Here is a 17,955-nt window from a genome sequence, read left to right on the forward strand (position 1 = left end):
CTTCGCACCCACCCCGGTACGCTGGAAACCATGCTCAACATGGCTGACGGCCTCGCTCGTCTCGGTGCGCTCGCCGAGAATCCGGTCGTCCGCACCCTCGCGACGGCGTTCGAGGACGCCGGCTTCGACCTGGCCGTGGTCGGTGGACCGGTACGCGACGCGCTGCTCGGCCGTGCGACGCATGACCTCGACTTCACGACGAACGCCTCGCCCGATGACATCCTCAAGATCGTCAAGCCGCTCTCGACCGCGCAGTGGGACATCGGCCGTGCGTTCGGCACGATCGGTGCCCGCGTGCAGGGTGAGCAGGTCGAGATCACGACCTACCGCGCCGACAGCTACGACGGTGTGACCCGCAAGCCCACGGTCGAGTTCGGCGACACGATCGACGGCGACCTCGTGCGCCGCGACTTCACCGTCAACTCCATGGCCCTGCTGGTGCCGTCCGTGAAGCTCGTAGACCCGACCGGAGGCGTCGAAGACCTGGTCGCCGGCGTACTGCGCACACCCGCCGATCCGCGGGTCTCGTTCGGCGACGACCCGTTGCGGATGCTGCGTGCGGCCCGTTTCAGCGCCCAGCTCGGGTTCCGTGTGGAAGAGGCCACCTCTGACGCGATCACCGAGCTGCGCGAGACACTGGCGATCGTGAGCCCCGAGCGCATCCAGTCGGAACTCGTGCGCCTCATGCAGACCGACGACCCGGTGCGCGGCATCCGAGTGCTGGTCGACACCGGCTTGATCGACGAGTTCCTCCCCGAGGTCACCGCACTGCGCCTCGAGGTCGACGAGCATCACCATCACAAGGATGTCTACGAGCACTCGCTCACCGTGCTCAGTCAGGCGATCGAGCTCGAGCACGCCCGGCATCCCGGCGCTGCACCCGATGTGCCGTTGCGCATCGCCGCGCTGCTGCATGACATCGGCAAGCCCCGCACCCGCAAGCTCGAAGACGGGGGAGTGGTCACCTTCCACCACCACGACGTGGTCGGATCCCGTATGGCACGCAAGCGCCTGCAGTCGCTGCGGTTCGACAGCGATACGACGGACGCTGTCGCCACCCTCGTCGAGCTGCACCTGCGCTTCTTCGGCTATGCCGAGGGGGCGTGGACGGATGCTGCCGTGCGCCGCTATGTGCGCGACGCCGGCGACCTGCTCGAGCGCCTGCACATCCTCACGCGCGCCGACGTGACCACCCGCAACAAGCGCAAGGCCGGACGCCTGGCGAGCGCCTACGACGACATCGAGTCGCGCATCGCCGCGTTGCGCGAGCAGGAGGAGCTCGACTCCATCCGTCCGGAGATCGACGGCAACCGCATCCAGCAGGTCCTCGGCATCACGCCGGGGCGCGAGGTGGGCGAGGCCTACAAGTTCCTGCTCGACCTGCGTCTGGATGAGGGTGTGCTGGGCCCGGAGGTCGCCGAGCAGCGGCTGCGCGAGTGGTGGGCCGCGCGGAGCTGAGCAGCCTCAGCGCCGCTCGGGGACGATGATCTCGACCCGGTCGGACACGAGCTCGAAGTCCTTCGGGTTGAAGGTGAGGAAGGCGGCGCCGAGTGAGTGGGCGTGGCCGGCCAGCATGATATCGGTGCTCCGCGCGTGGGCAGGACGCTTGGTTGCGACGTGCGCCGCCAGCGTGGCATAGGAATCAGCGGCGGCGGTGTCGAACGGCAGCCAGTCGGACGAGAACATGGTCGCGATTCGAGCGAGGTCGGTCTGACGCTCTCGGCGGACTGCGGGTGCGCTCGCACGCTCGACGCCGAACCGGAGTTCCGCGAAGGAGAGTGCGCTCAGAGCGACGTCGTCACGAGGGAGACGCACTTCTCGGATCCGGATCAGCACGTTCGTGTCAAGCAGAAGCATCGTCGTCCCATGGGTCACGGATGGTCTCGTCGAACAGCGGGTTCCTCCGATCGGCCTCCAACTCAGCCGCCCATTCCTCCCGCATCCTGTCCTGCTCAGGAGTCGAGGGGTTCCCGTCGATCCACGCCATGATCTCGCTCGACGGAACGGACCAGCGTCGACGTTGCGGAATCCGCTGCGCGAGGGAGGCCTCGATCCCGCTCGCGTCGTTTTCCGCCAGGCGGGTCAGTACATCGCGCACCTCGGCCTCCATCGAACGGGAGTTTCGCCGGGCACGCTCCTTCAATGCGTCGACGACGTCGTCGCTGAGATTCCGGATGGTCACGGTCGCCATGTCTCGCCTCCTGACAGCAGAATGCTAGCATCGCCTCCCGTGCCCATCTACCCCTCGCGGCGGCGCTCCAGCTCGGTGAACACGACGCCGCTGTCGTAGGCGACGGTCTCGACGACGTCGAACCGGTCCGGACGGTAGGGGCGGTCGCCGAACAGCGGGATGCCCGAGCCGAACAGCAGAGGTTGCCGCTTGAGGACGAGCCGATCGATCTCGTCTGCGAGCGTCGCGGCCAGAGCGCCGCCGCCGCAGAGCCAGATCGCGGCGCCGTCCTCCTGCTTGAGGCGGCGCACCACGGCGACCGGATCTTCGGCTGTGACCTCCAGGCTCTCGGCCTCCGCGGACCTCGTTCGGCTGAACACGATCTGCCGGAGGTGCGCATATGGACTGGGCAGGCCGCCCACCTGGTAGGTGTTCCACCCCATCAGCACGGTGTCGAACACCTCGCGCTTCTGTTCGATGCCGAGTGCTTCGGCGGCGACGGTGGGGAGGGTGTCGGCGAATCGCCGGTTGATGCCCGCCATGTGGTCGCCCTCGACGAGGAAGGCATCGAACTCCCCGTTCGGGCCGGCGATGTAGCCGTCGAGGGTGACGGCGGCGTAGTACACGAGCTCTCGCATGATTCTCCAATCACTACAGATGTCGCAGTTACAGTACAACAGGCGTAGTGATTGCGCTAGTGTTCGAGTCATGGTGAAGAACGACTCCCGACGGCGGACGATCGCAGACGCCGGGCTCACGGTGCTCGCGCGAGAGGGGTCGCGGGGCCTCACTCACCGCGCGGTCGACACCGCCGCACAGGTTCCGACCGGCACGACCTCGAACTACTTCCGGAGTCGGGATGCCTTGATCGAGGGGCTCGTGGAGCGGATCGGGGAGCGACTCGCGCCCACACCGGACGATTTGGAACGGCGTGCCTCCGCGGCCCCGGGGCCCGCGCTGTTCGCCGACTACATCCGCGACATCGTCCGCCGCCTCACCGCCGACCCGGACGTCACCCTCGCCCTCTTCGAGCTGCGACTCGAGGGTGGACGCCGCCCGGAGGTCGCTGCGGTCCTCCGCGCCTGGCAGCGTGCTGGCTTCGAAGGCGACGTAGCCTTCAACACCGCGGCGGGGCTCCCGGGCGGACGCCGTGAGATCGCTCTGTTCCACTACGCGATCGACGGGTTGCTGCTCGACAGGCTGACCACGCCGATCGATCCGGAGACCTCCACCGATGACGTGATCGACGACCTGGTGGCCGGGCTCATCCGCTGACGTCGCAAGGGGTGTTCCCTCGCGGGCGCGCTGCTCGTACACTGAGGCAACGCACGTCCTCGACGATCGGAGACCGCTGTGTCTGCGCCGTGGCAGGTATCTCGCGAGTCCCTTCCTCCGACATCGCGACTGCTCATCGAGCGCGCGCACGAGGAGCTGCTGGCCGGCAACCTCGACGACCGGCGACTGCAGGAGGTGCGACCCCTCGTCCGAGAGTCGTGGGAACGGTCGTGGCGCGGTCGGGTCGGCCCCGAGGGCGCCCCTCCACTCGAGCTGGTCAGCGACGAACTCGAGGCCTACCGTCTCGCCCACCCGCTCGCCTCAGCTATGGACATGATCCGTGCCCTGCTGCTTCCCGGCGAGGTCGAGGACACCGGTGTGATCATCGCGGTGGGAGACCAGGCGGGGCGGCTGCTGTGGATCGAGGGCGACAGCCAGCTGCGCTCGCTCACCGATGGGATGGGCTTCGTCGCCGGGGCGAACTGGTCGGAGGATTCCGTCGGCACGAGTGCGCCGGGAACCGCGCTCGCCCTCGGGCAATCGGTGCAGATCCGTGGCGCAGAGCATTACAACCGCCTGGTGCATCCGTGGTCGTGCACCGCTGCCCCGGTGCGCGACCCTGAGACCCAGCGTGTGCTCGGAGTCATCGACATCACGGGAGGTCCCGAGGTCGTGTCGCTGCAGGCGAGACTGCTCGTCGACGCGACGGCTCGCGCGGTTGAGTCGGAGCTGATGGTGGCGCGTCTTCGTGAACGCAGCGAGGCGCCTCGGTCCAGGTCGACGACGACGAAGGCACGCACGCCGGTGACTGCCCGCGCGACCCTGCACGTGCTGGGCCGCGATCGAGCTCGCCTGGAGACCGAGTCGGCCTACGGCGAATCGATGATCGAGCTCAGCGCGCGTCACGCCGCGATCCTGCTGATGCTGGCCCTGCACCGTCAGGGTCTCTCCGCCGAGCGCCTCTGCGAGCTCGTCTACGGCAGTGGAGTCTCTCCCGACACACTGCGCCCGGAGATGGTGCGCCTTCGCAAGGTGCTCGAGCGCACTGCACCCGACCTCGTGCCGGAGTCTCGTCCGTATCGCCTGCCCGTCCCGCTCGACACCGATGCGCACGATGTGCTGTCGCTGCTCGATCGCGGTGCCCACCGGGTGGCACTCACCGCGTATCGAGGTCCGGTGCTGCCGGAGTCGACATCACCCGGCGTGGAGGAGTTCCGCGAGTCGGTGCGGGCCGCGCTGCGAGAGGCGATGCTGTCCGAGGCCAGTCTCGACGTGCTGCTCTCGTACGCCGAGATCCCCGAGGGGCAGGGCGATGCCGAGGCCCTCCGCCTCGCGCTGGAGATGCTGCCCGCCCGCTCGCCGAAACGAGCAGGGCTGGTCGCACGGATCGAGCGCCTCGAGAGCTGAGGTCTGCAACCGGGCGCAACGTTGCGCACCGGGGCGCAACCTCGCGCGACCTACCTTCGGAGGACAGCCGCCGCACCGACGCGCGGCCCGTCGAAGGAGACCCCATGAGCATCGTCGAAGAAGACGTGTCCCTCGCCTACGCGGCCCCGGGCCGGCCGGGCGCCCTCGCGAACTACCGCCCGCGCTACGGCCACTACATCGGCGGCGAGTTCGTCGATCCCGTGAAGGGCCAGTACTTCGAGAACGTCAGCCCGGTGAACGGCAAGCCCTTCACCGAGGTCGGACGCGGCACCGTCGAAGACATCGACCGTGCGGTCGAGGTCGCCTGGCAGGCGTTCGCGGGGTGGGGCAAGACGAGCCCGGCAGAGCGCTCGGTGATCCTGAACAGGATCGCCGACCGCATCGAACAGCACCTCGAGGAGATCGCGGTCGCCGAGACGTGGGAGAACGGAAAGCCGGTGCGTGAGGCCCTCGCCGCCGACATCCCCCTCGCCGTCGACCACTTCCGGTACTTCGCCGGCGTTCTGCGCGCTCAAGAGGGCGGCATCAGCCAGCTCGACGAGAACACCGTCGCGTACCACTTCCATGAACCGCTGGGTGTGGTCGGGCAGATCATCCCCTGGAACTTCCCGATCCTGATGGCGGTGTGGAAGCTGGCGCCCGCGCTCGCCGCAGGCAACTGCGTCGTCATCAAGCCGGCCGAGCAGACTCCGGCGTCGCTCCTGTTCCTGTTCGACATCATCGGTGACCTGCTTCCCGCCGGTGTCGTGAACATCGTCAACGGATTCGGCATCGAGGCGGGCGCTCCGCTCGCGCAGCACAAGCGCATCCGCAAGGTCGCCTTCACGGGGGAGACCACGACCGGACGCCTGATCATGCAGTACGCGTCGCAGAACCTGATCCCCGTCACGCTGGAGCTCGGAGGCAAGAGCCCGAACGTGTTCTTCGAAGACGTCGCCCGCTCGACCAGCGACCCGTTCTATGACAAGGCGCTCGAGGGATTCACGATGTTCGCGCTGAACCAGGGTGAGGTCTGCACCTGCCCCTCGCGCGCTCTCATCCAGCGCTCGATCTACGACGGCTTCCTCGCCGACGGGTTGGAGCGGGTCGCGAAGGTCGTGCAGGGCAACCCGCTCGACCCCGCGACCATGATCGGCGCGCAGGCGTCGAACGACCAGCTGGAGAAGATCCTCAGCTACATCGACATCGGCAAGCAAGGCGGTGCGCGCCTGCTCACGGGTGGCGAGCGAGTGGATCTCGGCGGCGATCTGAGCGAGGGCTATTACGTCGCCCCGACCGTGTTCGAGGGCACGAACGACATGCGCATCTTCCAGGAGGAGATCTTCGGCCCGGTGCTGTCGGTCACCTCGTTCGACGGTTTCGACGATGCGATCTCGATCGCGAACGACACCCTCTACGGACTCGGCGCGGGTGTGTGGAGCCGCAGCGGAGACACGGCCTATCGTGCAGGGCGGGCGATCGAGGCCGGACGCGTCTGGACCAACACGTATCACCAGTACCCCGCGCACGCGGCGTTCGGCGGATACAAGCAGTCGGGGGTCGGGCGCGAGAACCACAAGATGATGCTCGACCACTACCAGCAGACGAAGAACCTCCTGGTCTCGTACGCGGAAGGCCCGATGGGCTTCTTCTGAGTTCGATCCCGGGCGGGCGCTGCTCCCTCAGCGTCCGCCCGGCTCCATCCCCGGAAGGCGGCAGTCATGGTCAGCATCGGTACCTACCAGCGGGTGGACGTGACGGATGCGGCGGCATCACTCGTGCGCGAACTGACCGTGCAGCACGGGCCGCTCATGTTCCACCAGTCCGGCGGCTGCTGCGACGGCTCTTCACCCATGTGCTATCCGATCGGGATGTTCATCACGGGGCCGGGCGACGTGCTGCTCGGCGCGCTCGACGTCGGGCTTCCGCAGCCGGTCGAGGTCTTCATGTCGGAGTCTCAGTTCGAGTACTGGAAGTACACGCACCTCACTATCGACGTCGTGCCTGGGCGCGGTGCCGGGTTCAGCGTCGAGGGGCCGACCGGCATGCGGTTCCTGATCCGCTCCCGGATGCTGAACGACGCGGAACTCGCGTACTTCGGTCTGGTGTCGTCAGGGAGCTGACAGACGGGGTCGCGCGCTCAGCGCGGGAGCCGGGGAACGGCGTCGACCAGCGCACGCGTGTAGGGGTCATGCGGGTCGTGCAGCACGGAAGAGGTAGTCCCCTGCTCGACGACGCGTCCGTTCTGGAGCACGACCGTACGGTCGCAGGCCGAGGCGATCGCGGTCAGGTCGTGCGACACCATGACGAGCGACAGGCCGTTCTCGCGGCGCAGCCGGTCGAGCAGCTCGAGCACCTGCACGCGGGTGGTGACATCGAGGGCGCTGACCGGTTCGTCGGCGAGCAGCACCCGGGGACGGGAGACCACGGCCCGCGCGATCGCGATGCGCTGACGCTGTCCTCCGGAGAACTCGTGCGGGTACCGGCGTGCGGTGTCGGCGGGAAGCCCCACGGAGTCGAGGGCTTCCGCGATGCGGCGCTGCGCGTCGGCGCCGGATGCCAGCCCCAGTGAGCGGAGCGGTTCGCCGACGATCCGATCGATGCGCTGGCGCGGGTCGAGCGACGAGTACGGATCCTGGAACACCGGCTGCACGCTCGCGCGGAAGCGACGCATCTGCCCCCGGTCGCGCAGTGCGAGCGGTGCATCCTCGAACAGCACCTGGCCATCGCGCGGGGCGGCGAGTCCGAGCAGCAGTCGCAGGATCGTCGACTTGCCTGCGCCCGATTCTCCGACGAGGCCGAGCGAGTCGCCCTCGTCGATGCTCAGCGACACGTCGTCGAGCACGCGGTGTGACCCATAGGCGAAGCCGGCGCCGCGCAGTTCGAGCAGTGTCATCGTCCGGCCTCCCCGGCGTCGAGGAATGCATCGAGTGCACGGGCGCTGTCGACCAGCATCCGTGTGTACGGCTCCGCAGGCGTCTGCAGCACCTGCGTCACGGAGCCCGCTTCGACGACGAGTCCGTCGCGCAGCACGACGATGCGCTCGACCATGCGCGAGACGACGGCCAGATCGTGGCTGATGAACAGCAGCGCCATGCCGCGCTCGTCGACGAGGCGCTCGATCAGGGCGAGTACGCCGTCCTGCACCGTCACATCCAGTGCAGTCGTCGGCTCGTCTGCGATGAGCAGTTGCGGGCGTGCCGCGAGGGCGATGGCGATGGCCACCCGCTGGCGCTGACCACCCGAGAGCTCGTACGGGTAGGCGCGTGCGATGCGGGCGTCGGACAGCGCGACCTCGTCGAGAGCAGCCGCCACCGCAGAACGCAGTTCCGCGCCGCGCAGCCCGAGGTGGCGGCGCAGCGGTTCGGCGATCTGACGCCCCACCCGCATCAGCGGATCGAGCGCGGTGAGGGGCTCCTGGAACACGATCTGCGCGACGGGTCCGCGCAGTGGGCGCAGATCGGCATCTCGAGCGCCGATGACCTGGTGGCCGTCGAGCAGCACCGATCCTGATGCGCTGAGCGCATCCGGCAGCAGCCCGGTCACCGCCAGCGAAGTCAGAGACTTGCCCGAACCGGACTCACCGATCAGCCCCAGTCGCTCACCGGGAGAGAGCGCGAACGACACGTCACGCACGAGCGCGCCAGTGCCGGAGCGCACCGTGAGGCCGGAGACGTCGAGAATGCTCATCGGCTCCTCCTGCGGGTCGGGTCGGCAAGATCGCGCAGACCGTCGGCGAGGAAGTTCACACCGAGCACGAGCGCGATGATCGCGACACCGGGAGCGATCGCGCCGACCGGTGCGACAAGCACAGTGCCCTGCGCCTCCTGCAGCATCCGCCCCCATGACGCGTTGGGCGGTGGAGCCCCCAGCCCGAGGTACGACAGGCTCGCCTCGGCCAGCACGGCGGCGCCGAACTGTAGCGCGAGGCTCACGGCGAGCGTGGGGGCGATGTTCGGCAGCACGTGTTGGAACACGATTCCGAGCACGCCGGTGCCGCTCGTGCGCGCGGCGGTGATGTACTGCTCCTGCAGCACGCGCCGCGCGAGGATGCGGGTGAGACGTGCCACGACCGCCGACATCGCGAGTCCGATCGCGAGCACCGCCGACCACAGGGATGCGCCCTGCACGGCGACGACCAGCATCGCGAGCAGCAGCACGGGGAAGGCGATGACGACGTCGAGTCCCGCCGAGAGCGTGTCGTCGACCCAGGGGCGGGCGAACGCGGCGAGGAGCCCGACGATCGTGCCGAGGAGCGCGGCGATCGCGACGGCGCAGGTGCCGACGATGAGGGCGATCCGTGCGCCCCACATCAGCTGCGAGAACAGGTCGCGCCCGAGTCGATCGGTGCCGAGCAGGTGCAGGGCGCTGGGCCCCTCGAGGCGACTGCCGCTGGTGTCGGCGAGCGGGTAGGGCAGCCAGAACAGAGAGACCAGGGCCATCAGCACGATGAGACCGGTGAGCACGATCCCGATCAGGAGGGTCGCCTTCGGACGCCGGCGCACGGGTACCGATCCGGTGATCAGCTGTTCGGCGACGCGGCTCATCGGTTCCCCGAGACGCTCGTGCGCAGGCGCGGGTCGATCAGGCGCTGCACGATGTCGGCGGCGAACCCGACCAGCAGCACGAAGAGGGTGCTGACGACGAGGACGCCCTGGATGACCTGGAAGTCATGCTGCTCGATGGCCGACAGCAACAGGCTGCCGAGCCCGGGAAGTGTGAAGACGCTCTCGACGACCACCGCGCCCAGCAGCGTGGTGGACAGCTCGATACCGAGGATCGCGACGACGGGCACCGCGCCGTTGCGCACACCGTGCCGGAGCAGGGCCTCACCCATGCCGGATCCTCCCGCGCGGGCGGTGCGCAGATAGTCGCTGCCCAGCACGTCGAGGGTGGCCGAGCGGACGTAGCGGCTCAGGGAGGCGCTCATGACGATCACGATCGTGAGCACCGGAAGCGCGAGCGAGCGCAGCGCGTCGGCCGGATCCTCCCAGTCGTCTCGAGGGAAGCCGCCGGACGGCAGCAGACCCAGCCCGAGCGCGAAGACCCAGACGAGCACGACGCCGACCCAGAACACGGGAACCGCGACACCGAGCTGCGCGAACCCCGAGAGCGCGATGCCGTACCAGCGGTCGGACTTCACGGCCGCGGTGATGCCGATCGCGAGCGAGACGAGCAGTGCGATGGTGAAGGCGATGAGCGTGAGCGGAAGCGTCACGGCGAGGCGATCGGCGATGTCGGGTCCGACGGGACGGGAGCTCAGGAAGGACTCGCCGAGGTCGAATCGGAGCAGCTGTGCCGCCCACGTCGTGAACTGCTGCAACAGAGGCTGGTCGGAGCCGACCTGGGCGCGCGCGGCGTCGATCTGCTCCGGGGTGGCGTTCACCGAGAGCAGTGCATTGGCCGGGTCGCCGGGAAGCAGTCGCAGCAGCACGAAGATCGCGACCATCGCGACGACGAGCGAGACCGCGAGGAAGGCGAGGCGGCGCAGGAGATAGGCGAGCATGGCTTCTCAGGATGACGTGGGGGATGCCGACGCGCGGCATCCCCCACGCACGTCAGGACTTGACGATGTCGTACGCGAAGAACTGCGAGTTCAGGCCGTTGACCGGGTAACCGCTGAGGTCGCTGGAGGCGACCACGATCTGCGGGTACAGGTACAACCATACGCTCGCGGCATCCGCGGCGATCTTCTCGTTGACCTGCTTCAGCAGAGCCGTTTGCTCGTCGGTCGTGGCTGCCTGTTCGGCCTGGGCGACCCACTGCTGCACGTCGGCGTCGTTGTAGCCCCAGTAGAAGTCGGGGTTGCCGTACCAGACCACGTCGCGGTCGTTCACGTGCTCCTGGAGAGTGGCCTCGAAGTCCTGCTCCTTGAAGACCTTCGTGTACCACTCGTCAGCACTGATCGTGTTGATCTCGACCGTGATGCCGACCTCGGCGAGCTGCGACTGCAGGAACTCCGCCACCGCGGGGTGCGGGTCGTAGCTCGGGGTGTCGAGCGTGAACGTGAAGCCGTCGGCGTAGCCGGCCTGCGCGAGCAGATCCTTCGACAGCTTGACGTCATACGGGTTCACCGCGGTGAGGTCTTCGTACCAGGGGTCGGTCGGGGGGACCATCGAGCCGATCAGCGTGCCGTAGTCGCCCCAGATCGATTCGAGGAGCTTCTTCGTGTCGATCGCGGAGTAGATCGCCTTGCGCACGAGCGTGTTGTCGAAGGGGGCGACGCGGTCGTTGAAGGCGAGCAGCTCCTTCGTGGTCGAGGTTCCCTCGCTCACGACGTAGTCATCGGAGTCGAACTGCGTGAGCGAATCGGGACTCTGCACGCTGGTGATGACGTCGATCTCGCCAGTGAGGAGTGCGTTGTTCTCGGCCGTCGCGTCGGTGAAGTACGTGTAGACGACCTCGCCGTTCTTGGCGGGCTCGCCCCAGTAGTCGTCCCAGCGGTCGAGGGTGAGGGTCGAGCCCTTCTTCCACTCGTCGAGCGTGTACGGGCCGGTGCCGTCTTCGGTGCTGGTGATGTCGCCGGCCTCGTCGTTCACGATCCAGACGTAGCTGAGGTTGTAGAGGAACGAGATCGACCGCTCCGACAGGGTGAACACGACCGTGTTGTCGTCGGGGGTGGCGATGTCGGCGATCGTCTTGAAGCTCGACTTGCGGGCAGAGACCGATTCCTCGGCGGTGACGGCCTCGATGCTCGACTTCACATCGGCGGAGGTGAGCGGGTCGCCCGAGTGGAAGGTCACGTCGTCGCGCAGCGTGATCGTGTAGGTCAGGCCGTCGTCGGAAACCTGGGCGTCTTCGGCGAGAAGAGGCTCGACCGCGCCGTCATCCGTCAATCGGTACAGGCCCTCGTAGACGTTGCCGGTGAGTGCTTCGGTGACGCCCTGGCCGCCGCCCTGGGTGTTGCTCAGGTTGGTGGGCTCGTACAGCGATCCGATGAAGATCGTGGCGTCTTCGCTCGCGGCGGCGTCGTTGCTCGTGCCGGACGCGCAACCGGCCACGAGGGCGAGCGTGGCGACGGCGCCGAGCGCGCCGAGGATGCGGGTTCTTCTCATGAGTACTCCAGGGTGAGAGTGTGCGGCGTCACGCCGCGTAGATGTCGAAGCCGTCGCGGAAGACGACGTTCTTCTCGCCTGCTCGGATAGGCAGGGGGAAGCGGTTGGATGCCGGCGGCAGCGGGCAGTTGTACTGGGCGCTGAATCCGCATGGGGGCACGAACGCGCGGTTGAAGTCGAGGACCACTGAGCCCTCATCGTCGCGCAGCTGGACGAACAGGAAGCGACCGGAACCGTAGGTCTCCGATCCGTTCGTCTCGTCGCCGAACACGAGCAGCAGCGTGCCGCCGTCGTCGAAGGCGGCGAGGGTGTACTCCTGGCCGTCGAGCTCGAGGCGGATGTCGCCGGGGACGACCAGGTCGCGTGTGCCGCCGTTGTCGCGGATGTGCTCGAACGAGACGCGGCGACTACCCGACACAGGGGTGAAGTGCCCTTCGAGAACCCATGCGGGGTCGTACTCGTAGGTGTCGATGCGGTCGAAGGCGCGGATGGCGGGGGCGTCGGCATCCCAGACACGCAGCCCGTGCTCCGCCTGGCCGGTCTCGATGTTCGTGCGCTCGACCGGGGTCACGGTCACCGTGTCTGCTGCGGCGCGCTGCTCGGCGTCGAGGTCGGGGGCCTCGCCCGTCCAGCGGGTCTCGACCAGGGCGAGGTTGCCCGTCGCCGAAGTGACGGCAGCGCGGCGCTCGGCCTGCCAGTGGGTGTGATCTTCGCGTTCAGACATCACTTTCAATTCTCTTGCATGCAGAACGAGGTGGGGCCGAGGGCGTCACTCGGAGTAACGCGGCATCGAGTCGAGCGTGTACGGAGATCTGCCGTACACTGACCTGATGAGTACCTCCGCCTCGCCTCTGAAGAACGCCCGCCTGGAGTTCCGCGTCACGGCAGAGCAGAAGGAGGCGATCGAAGAGGCGGCTGCCATCGAGGGGCGCACGGTCACCGACTTCTCAGCGTCCGTGCTCGCGGAGCGGGCTCAGGAGGTCATCGAGCGCGACCGTCGACTGCGTGTCGATGCGGTGCGCTTCGACGCCTTTATCGAGGTCATGGAGCGTCCGCCCCGCACCGTCGAAGGCTTGCGTGAACTGCTGAGTCGCGGATCCGTCTTCATTGACTGAGTTCCTGACGCCTCGACATCTCGCGTCGGGCGACAAGCTGTCGGAGTTCCGTTGCGGGGAAGAGAGCCTCGATATCTGGCTGCGCGGCCGGGCCCGCTCGAACGAGAAGAGCGGTGCTTCGCGCACGATGGTCTCGGTCACGCGGGAGGGGAGGGTGGCGGGGTACTACTGCCTGGCCTCGAGTGCCATCGACCGAGGGGAGGGGCCGCCACCGCTCGCCGCCGGCATGCCCGTGTCTGTTCCCATCGTGTTGCTGGGGCGTCTGGCCGTGGATCGGGAGTACGTGGGTCGCGGGCTGGGGTTCTCCCTCCTGCAGCACGCGACGATGCGGGCGCTCGAAGCCGCGGACGCCATCGGGGTCCGCGCCATCTTGGTACACGCGATCAGCGACGAGATCGTGCCGTTCTATGAGCGATTCGGCTTCAGCGCGTTCCCTGGTGCTCGGCGAACGCTCTTCCTCTTGGTGAAAGATGCTCGCGCGACTCTCGCGGGCTGATCGGTAGGCCTCAGCCCGGCCTCGAAGGACAGCTGTCTTCAGCCGTTGAGGCGTTCGGTGAGATGAACGGTCACCTTGTCGCCGTCGGTCTTGCCGATGCGCTTGCGGATGGCGGCGGTGACCGGGAGCTTGTGTGTGCCGTCGCCGAGCGCCATGAAAGCGCCGCGGAAAGGCTCGCCGTCGACGGTGCCCGCGACCTTGACGAGTCCGCGCGTGCCGAAGACGGTCGCGGAGTCGTCGAGCTGGACGCAGGTCCAGGTGTCGCCTTCGCGCACCTTTCCGAGGGTGGCTGTGAACGTGATGTCGAGTGGGCTGTGCATGTCCTTCTCCTTCGCGGTTCAGACGAACGATCCGACGATCGCGCCGATGATGATGAGCTTGAGGATCCAGTCGAGCAGGTGGACGCCCGCGGCGGATGGTGCGGTGTTCTCATGCACGACGCCTCCCATGAGCAGGACGAGGGGGAGCGTGCACAGAGCCAGCCCGAGCAGCGCACCGGAACCCGCGCCGTGCCACCCCGCTGCGGCCATCAGGCCGGCGACGAGGCACGAGACGATGAGGCTGCGCAGTACGACCGACGCCATCTGCGCGACGATAGGGAGGCCGGGCCGGGGTGTGCTCGTCCGAGAGATGAGCGCCGAGACCGGAGGCAGGGCGTAGAGCAGAGCGCTCGCGATGAACGATGCCACGGTGGCCAGGGTGATTGCCAGAACGATCATGTCAGCCTCCTTTAGTACTTGGTGGTACTCAAAGTATTCCCCTCGGGGGAAACTGTCAAGTACTAAACTCGATCGCATGACGGTGATGCCTCGAACGCCAGGACGCCCGGCCGGTCGCACGGGCGATGCTCTGCTCGACACTGCCCGGGACGTCTTCCTCGAGTTCGGATATGTGGGGACGTCGATGGACGAGGTGGCCCGGCGTGCGCGTATCTCGAAGGCGTCGCTCTACCGGGAGCACGCCTCGAAGTCGGCTCTGTACGCCGCCGTCGTCCGGCATTGGGCGCTCGCAGGTCGAGACGCGATGAGACCGGCCCTCGAAGACCTCAAGGCGAACCCCGACCTGAGGGAGGGGCTCGTCGCGCTCGGCGAGACCATGCGGGCCGGAATTCTGAGTGATCCGGTGGTGGCGATGCGCCGTCTGGTCATCGCCGAAGCGGCCGCGCACCCGGACGTCGCGAGCGACTACCTGTCACAGAGCTGGGACGCGAACATCCGCAACCTCGCAGAGGCGATGACCGACCTCTCCGAGGTGCACGGCCTGGTCGTCGACGACCCCCGAGCGCTCGCGAGCGAGTTCACCTGGTTGGTCGTGGGCGCGCCACTGAACGCCGGCCTTCTGGGTGTGATGACTGAGGCGGCGCCGGTGGCCAGGGCTGTCGATCTGTTCCTGGCCGGATACCTCCGCTCCTAACGCCCGGATGAAATCCCATTCCGGTGCATGGATGCAACAGGTTGCAACCTCGTCCGGTATACCATTTGGCCATACGCCCAGCAGTGTCAGTCCCCAGCTGACCGTGGGCGGGGCGGCTCAGCCGTCATGCGGAGGGAGAGTGGATCTCTTTTCGATCCCGAGGGGGGGATGGGGTGGGAGTTCGGTCCCCAGCCGACGCCCACCCCCACACTCGGATCCGCGTCAGTTCAGTCGGCTCACGACCCAGAACGCGATGAACCCGATCACCACGATGATCGGAAGCCAGGTCCCGCCTCGCTTCAGGCGCCGTCCCTGCGGAGCGACTCCCGGTGGCGGTGTGCGCAGTCCCGCCGGCGGAGCGAAGGGCAGCGCCTGTCCCGGGTGGGGGCCTGATGCCGTGGCGCCCGCGTCGTCGGCAGTCAGTCGCTCGTCGCGCCACCGCGACCACTGATCGAACTTCGCCAGCAGTGCGCCCACCACTGCGAACAACCACGCCCACGTCGCGGGGTCGAGCGTCGAGACCTTGCGCTGCGTGTAGAGGAACAGCCAGTCGTCGACGATCTCGACGTCGAGCTGGGCGGCGTTGTCGATGAACCGCGCCATGATGTCGGGCGTGAAGAGGTAGAGAGCATCGCGTTCGTATCCGGCAGGGCAGTACAGCGTGAAGTGCTGATCGAAGTCGCCCTCGAGTGACAGGCGCTGCGCTTTCTGGAACGATGCCGGAAGGTTCGACCCGAAACCGTTGTTGCCCTTCGCGTCGAGCACGATGTTCGGCAGGGGAGCATCGAGCTTCACGGCCACGTACCCCCAGCGGTAGGTCGTCGAGTTCTTTCCCGACTGCACCGTGTACTGGTAATTGCCGAACTCCACGAAGCGCGGTCGGGTGCCCCGGACCAGGTCGGTCGACTGACGCGCGCGACCGAGGCTGAAGATCATGCCGGGAAGCGGCGGGTCCGCGAGCTTCGGCTCGTATGACATGCCGTTCGCCTGAGCGAATCGATGCAGCCGGTAGCGTCTGGCCTGCGCGTTGCGCGCGGCCAACCAGATCATCACTCCCACTGCAGCGAGGAGGAGAAAGATCAGCACCAGTGGGATCGCCGCAACGGCAGGTGAGGTGCCGAACGACCCGAGACTCAGGATCACGCCAACGAGGAGCGGGAGCAACACGATGGCAGCGACCGTCATCGCCACGATGCCGATGATCGTGGATGCCGACAGACCTGCCGTGGGTCGTGAACGAAGCTCCGCGGCGAAGGCGCGCACGGCCGCCGCGTCGACCGGTTCGGTGAGAGGCCCGGCGTCGAAGGTGGGCGGCGGTGTCATCACCGATTCACCGCATCGGCATCCCAAGTGAGGTCGGCGCCTTCCGGGATCGGGAGCGCCTCCAGACGCCCGTCGGCGCAGATGGCCGCGATCAGCTCGGACGACCCCGCCACGATCGTCGAGTCGAAGTCAACCTCGCTCACCATGACCCAGGCGTGATCTTCGGGCCACAGGATGCTCGGACTCTGAGCGGACGGCGGGAACCCATGCTCTTCGGCCGGAAGGTCTCGCCAGGGGGCGCGCAGCACCCAGTCGGGGTCGGCGAAGGAGCGCGGCGATGCGGAGAACAGCACGTGCCCCCGTCCCGGCAGCTCGAACCGCGGCCCCTCCGAGATCTCGCGCGAGAGGATGCCCTCCTGCCAGGTGGGCTTGCGGAAGACGTTGTTGAACGGATCGCGTGTGCTGCGGTCGAGCATCGCCTGATGGTTCGGGTCGTCCGAGAAGGTCAGGAACGCGCGCGATGGGGTGATGCCGACGAACCCCAGCAGACCGCCGCGTCCTTCCCAGAGCGCAGCGAATCCGGCATCCGGTGTCTGCGTGTGATCCACGAGGTGGCCGGCGATCGCGGCGAGGAGGTCCGGTGGGAGCTCGCCTTCCATCGGCGCCGAGAACTCGCGGCCATCCGGCGCCATCCCCATGCGCCCGTCGCCGTCTGGCGGTGTGCGCACGATCCGCTGCCACTGTGCCAGCGGATGCAGGACCGTGCCGAAGGTCGCGGCAGCCTGCGCCCAAGTGGCGGGTTCGTCGACGAATCGGTCCATGAGGGCGTGTTGTTCGGATTCCGGCATCCGCACCAGTTCGTCGGGCGTCGGGATCGCGCGGTCGGGCAGCGAACGGACGACGGCGGGATGAAAGACGCGCGCATACGCGGGGAAGCCCCGAGGGACTACGCCGTGCATGGTCTCGTACCCCGCATCGAGCCGCTCGTGCAGCCATGCACCCGCCGATGGATCAGACATCCACTCCATGCGACCACGCTACCCAACGCGCGCGGACTGCGACCATCGGTCGTGCAGGAAGTGCTCCTAGGCTGGCGCTGTGAAGTCCGACACCGTTGCGCCGCCGACCTCCATCGTGTGGGCGATCGGGCGAATCGTCGCCGGAGTCTCGGTCATCGCGGTCCTCTTTTACGCCTATCTCCTGCGCATCGCGGTCGGAGACGGCAACCCACTCGACTACTTCGGATATTTCACGAATCAGACCAGCCTGATCGCCGCATTGATCCTGATCGGCGCCGGAGCAATCGCGGTGAACGGTCGACCGATCCCGCCCTGGCTCACTCTGTTGAGGGGCATCGTGACCGCGTATCTGATCGTGGTCGGGGTGATCTACAACGTTCTCGTCCCCGGCACCGGCTCGGCGCCGCCCTGGGTGAGCGTGCTGTTGCACGTCGTGTTCCCGGTACTCGTCGTGCTCGACTGGCTGCTGGTTGGTGATCGCTTCCGCCTGCCGTGGCGGCACCTCTGGATGCTCCTGCCCTATCCCCTCATGTGGCTCGTCGTGGTCCTGATCCGTGGCGTCACCGATGGCTGGGTGCCGTACGGCTTCCTTCTTCCCGAACGTGGCCCGGTGTCGCTGCTCCTCCACATCATCGGCCTGCTCGCGGCGGTCCTCCTCGCCGGCGTCCTGGTCTGGGCAGCCAGCCGATTCCGCGGCGTCTGGGGCAGGGGCGGCGGATCGGTCGCCCGCTGAGCAGATCCG

General features: G+C 67.6%; 22 protein-coding genes. 9 read left to right on the forward strand and 13 right to left on the reverse strand.

Going from position 1 to position 17,955, the window contains the following annotated elements; genetic code table 11:
* Window positions 1-30: 30 nt before the first annotated feature.
* Window positions 31-1,458, forward strand: coding sequence for a CCA tRNA nucleotidyltransferase (locus ACIQTX_RS01715; RefSeq protein ID WP_402968055.1), 1,428 nt, complete (start codon window positions 31-33; stop codon window positions 1,456-1,458).
* A 6-nt stretch (window positions 1,459-1,464) separates the two neighbouring features.
* On the opposite strand, the gene ACIQTX_RS01720 is transcribed toward ACIQTX_RS01715, so the two are convergent.
* From ACIQTX_RS01720 to ACIQTX_RS01730, 3 genes are read right to left on the reverse strand one after another with little or no spacing between them, the layout of a single operon-like run.
* Window positions 1,465-1,857: a PIN domain-containing protein gene (locus ACIQTX_RS01720; RefSeq protein WP_402968058.1), complete on the reverse strand. Its 393-nt coding sequence runs from the start codon at window positions 1,855-1,857 to the stop codon at window positions 1,465-1,467.
* Window positions 1,844-2,191 carry a FitA-like ribbon-helix-helix domain-containing protein gene (locus ACIQTX_RS01725; RefSeq protein ID WP_402968061.1) on the reverse strand — a complete coding sequence of 116 codons (348 nt, stop codon included), beginning with the start codon at window positions 2,189-2,191 and terminating at the stop codon, window positions 1,844-1,846. Before ACIQTX_RS01725 ends, ACIQTX_RS01720 begins: the two co-directional genes overlap by 14 nt.
* 47 nt (window positions 2,192-2,238) lie before the next feature.
* On the reverse strand, window positions 2,239-2,808 hold the full coding sequence (locus tag ACIQTX_RS01730; RefSeq protein ID WP_402968064.1) for a dihydrofolate reductase family protein: 570 nt from the start codon (window positions 2,806-2,808) through the stop codon (window positions 2,239-2,241).
* Between the two features lie 70 nt (window positions 2,809-2,878).
* On the opposite strand from ACIQTX_RS01730, the gene ACIQTX_RS01735 reads away from it, so the two are divergent.
* From ACIQTX_RS01735 to ACIQTX_RS01750, 4 genes are all read left to right on the forward strand, one after another.
* A complete protein-coding gene (locus ACIQTX_RS01735) occupies window positions 2,879-3,445 on the forward strand; it encodes a TetR/AcrR family transcriptional regulator (protein ID WP_402968067.1) in 567 nt (188 codons plus the stop codon).
* Window positions 3,446-3,523: 78 nt separating this feature from the next.
* On the forward strand, window positions 3,524-4,852 hold the full coding sequence (locus ACIQTX_RS01740; RefSeq protein WP_402968070.1) for a transcriptional regulator: 1,329 nt from the start codon (window positions 3,524-3,526) through the stop codon (window positions 4,850-4,852).
* A 104-nt stretch (window positions 4,853-4,956) separates the two neighbouring features.
* Window positions 4,957-6,507 (forward strand): aldehyde dehydrogenase family protein, encoded by a 1,551-nt coding sequence (locus ACIQTX_RS01745; RefSeq protein ID WP_402968073.1) that lies wholly within the window; start codon window positions 4,957-4,959, stop codon window positions 6,505-6,507.
* A gap of 66 nt (window positions 6,508-6,573) precedes the next feature.
* Entirely contained in the window at window positions 6,574-6,975 is a 402-nt protein-coding gene (locus ACIQTX_RS01750; RefSeq protein WP_402968076.1) for a DUF779 domain-containing protein, read from the forward strand.
* Between the two features lie 17 nt (window positions 6,976-6,992).
* Here the strand turns inward: ACIQTX_RS01750 and ACIQTX_RS01755 are convergent, their stop codons facing one another.
* From ACIQTX_RS01755 to ACIQTX_RS01780, 6 genes are read right to left on the reverse strand one after another with little or no spacing between them, the layout of a single operon-like run.
* Window positions 6,993-7,748: an ABC transporter ATP-binding protein gene (locus ACIQTX_RS01755; RefSeq protein WP_402968079.1), complete on the reverse strand. Its 756-nt coding sequence runs from the start codon at window positions 7,746-7,748 to the stop codon at window positions 6,993-6,995.
* Complete coding sequence (locus tag ACIQTX_RS01760; protein ID WP_402968082.1) at window positions 7,745-8,542, reverse strand: ATP-binding cassette domain-containing protein; 798 nt, start codon at window positions 8,540-8,542, stop codon at window positions 7,745-7,747. The genes ACIQTX_RS01755 and ACIQTX_RS01760 overlap by 4 nt, the downstream gene beginning before the upstream one ends.
* Window positions 8,539-9,399, reverse strand: coding sequence for an ABC transporter permease (locus tag ACIQTX_RS01765; protein WP_387180127.1), 861 nt, complete (start codon window positions 9,397-9,399; stop codon window positions 8,539-8,541). Before ACIQTX_RS01765 ends, ACIQTX_RS01760 begins: the two co-directional genes overlap by 4 nt.
* Window positions 9,396-10,358, reverse strand: a complete 963-nt coding sequence (locus tag ACIQTX_RS01770; RefSeq protein ID WP_387180124.1) for an ABC transporter permease — start codon at window positions 10,356-10,358, stop codon at window positions 9,396-9,398. The genes ACIQTX_RS01765 and ACIQTX_RS01770 overlap by 4 nt, the downstream gene beginning before the upstream one ends.
* Window positions 10,359-10,410: 52 nt before the next feature.
* Window positions 10,411-11,907, reverse strand: coding sequence for an ABC transporter substrate-binding protein (locus ACIQTX_RS01775; RefSeq protein WP_402968087.1), 1,497 nt, complete (start codon window positions 11,905-11,907; stop codon window positions 10,411-10,413).
* Window positions 11,908-11,935: 28 nt separating this feature from the next.
* A complete protein-coding gene (locus ACIQTX_RS01780; protein WP_402968090.1) occupies window positions 11,936-12,631 on the reverse strand; it encodes a DUF1684 domain-containing protein in 696 nt (231 codons plus the stop codon).
* Window positions 12,632-12,737: 106 nt separating this feature from the next.
* Here ACIQTX_RS01780 and ACIQTX_RS01785 point away from each other — a divergent pair, with 106 nt between their 5' ends.
* Both ACIQTX_RS01785 and ACIQTX_RS01790 read left to right on the forward strand, forming a co-directional pair.
* Window positions 12,738-13,022 carry a DUF1778 domain-containing protein gene (locus ACIQTX_RS01785; protein WP_402968093.1) on the forward strand — a complete coding sequence of 95 codons (285 nt, stop codon included), beginning with the start codon at window positions 12,738-12,740 and terminating at the stop codon, window positions 13,020-13,022.
* Window positions 13,015-13,518, forward strand: a complete 504-nt coding sequence (locus tag ACIQTX_RS01790) for a GNAT family N-acetyltransferase (protein ID WP_402968097.1) — start codon at window positions 13,015-13,017, stop codon at window positions 13,516-13,518. Before ACIQTX_RS01785 ends, ACIQTX_RS01790 begins: the two co-directional genes overlap by 8 nt.
* Window positions 13,519-13,556: 38 nt before the next feature.
* Here the strand turns inward: ACIQTX_RS01790 and ACIQTX_RS01795 are convergent, their stop codons facing one another.
* Together ACIQTX_RS01795 and ACIQTX_RS01800 are read right to left on the reverse strand one after the other, a co-directional pair.
* On the reverse strand, window positions 13,557-13,838 hold the full coding sequence (locus ACIQTX_RS01795) for a DUF1905 domain-containing protein (protein ID WP_402968100.1): 282 nt from the start codon (window positions 13,836-13,838) through the stop codon (window positions 13,557-13,559).
* 18 nt (window positions 13,839-13,856) lie between these two features.
* A complete protein-coding gene (locus ACIQTX_RS01800; RefSeq protein ID WP_402968103.1) occupies window positions 13,857-14,237 on the reverse strand; it encodes a DUF1761 domain-containing protein in 381 nt (126 codons plus the stop codon).
* A gap of 76 nt (window positions 14,238-14,313) precedes the next feature.
* Between ACIQTX_RS01800 and ACIQTX_RS01805 the strand changes: the two genes are divergently transcribed.
* A complete protein-coding gene (locus ACIQTX_RS01805; RefSeq protein WP_402968106.1) occupies window positions 14,314-14,931 on the forward strand; it encodes a TetR/AcrR family transcriptional regulator in 618 nt (205 codons plus the stop codon).
* Between the two features lie 222 nt (window positions 14,932-15,153).
* Here ACIQTX_RS01805 and ACIQTX_RS01810 read toward each other — a convergent pair whose 3' ends face one another.
* Both ACIQTX_RS01810 and ACIQTX_RS01815 read right to left on the reverse strand, forming a co-directional pair.
* Window positions 15,154-16,254 carry a hypothetical protein gene (locus tag ACIQTX_RS01810; RefSeq protein WP_402968109.1) on the reverse strand — a complete coding sequence of 367 codons (1,101 nt, stop codon included), beginning with the start codon at window positions 16,252-16,254 and terminating at the stop codon, window positions 15,154-15,156.
* Complete coding sequence (locus ACIQTX_RS01815; protein ID WP_402968112.1) at window positions 16,254-17,222, reverse strand: hypothetical protein; 969 nt, start codon at window positions 17,220-17,222, stop codon at window positions 16,254-16,256. Before ACIQTX_RS01815 ends, ACIQTX_RS01810 begins: the two co-directional genes overlap by 1 nt.
* Window positions 17,223-17,292: 70 nt before the next feature.
* On the opposite strand from ACIQTX_RS01815, the gene ACIQTX_RS01820 reads away from it, so the two are divergent.
* The gene (locus ACIQTX_RS01820; RefSeq protein WP_402968115.1) at window positions 17,293-17,946 is read left to right on the forward strand and encodes a Pr6Pr family membrane protein; all 654 of its coding nucleotides are present in this window, start codon (window positions 17,293-17,295) and stop codon (window positions 17,944-17,946) included.
* Window positions 17,947-17,955 lie beyond the last annotated feature (9 nt).

The sequence above is a fragment of the Microbacterium sp. NPDC090281 genome (assembly GCF_044769635.1).
Taxonomy (GTDB): Bacteria; Actinomycetota; Actinomycetes; order Actinomycetales; family Microbacteriaceae; genus Microbacterium.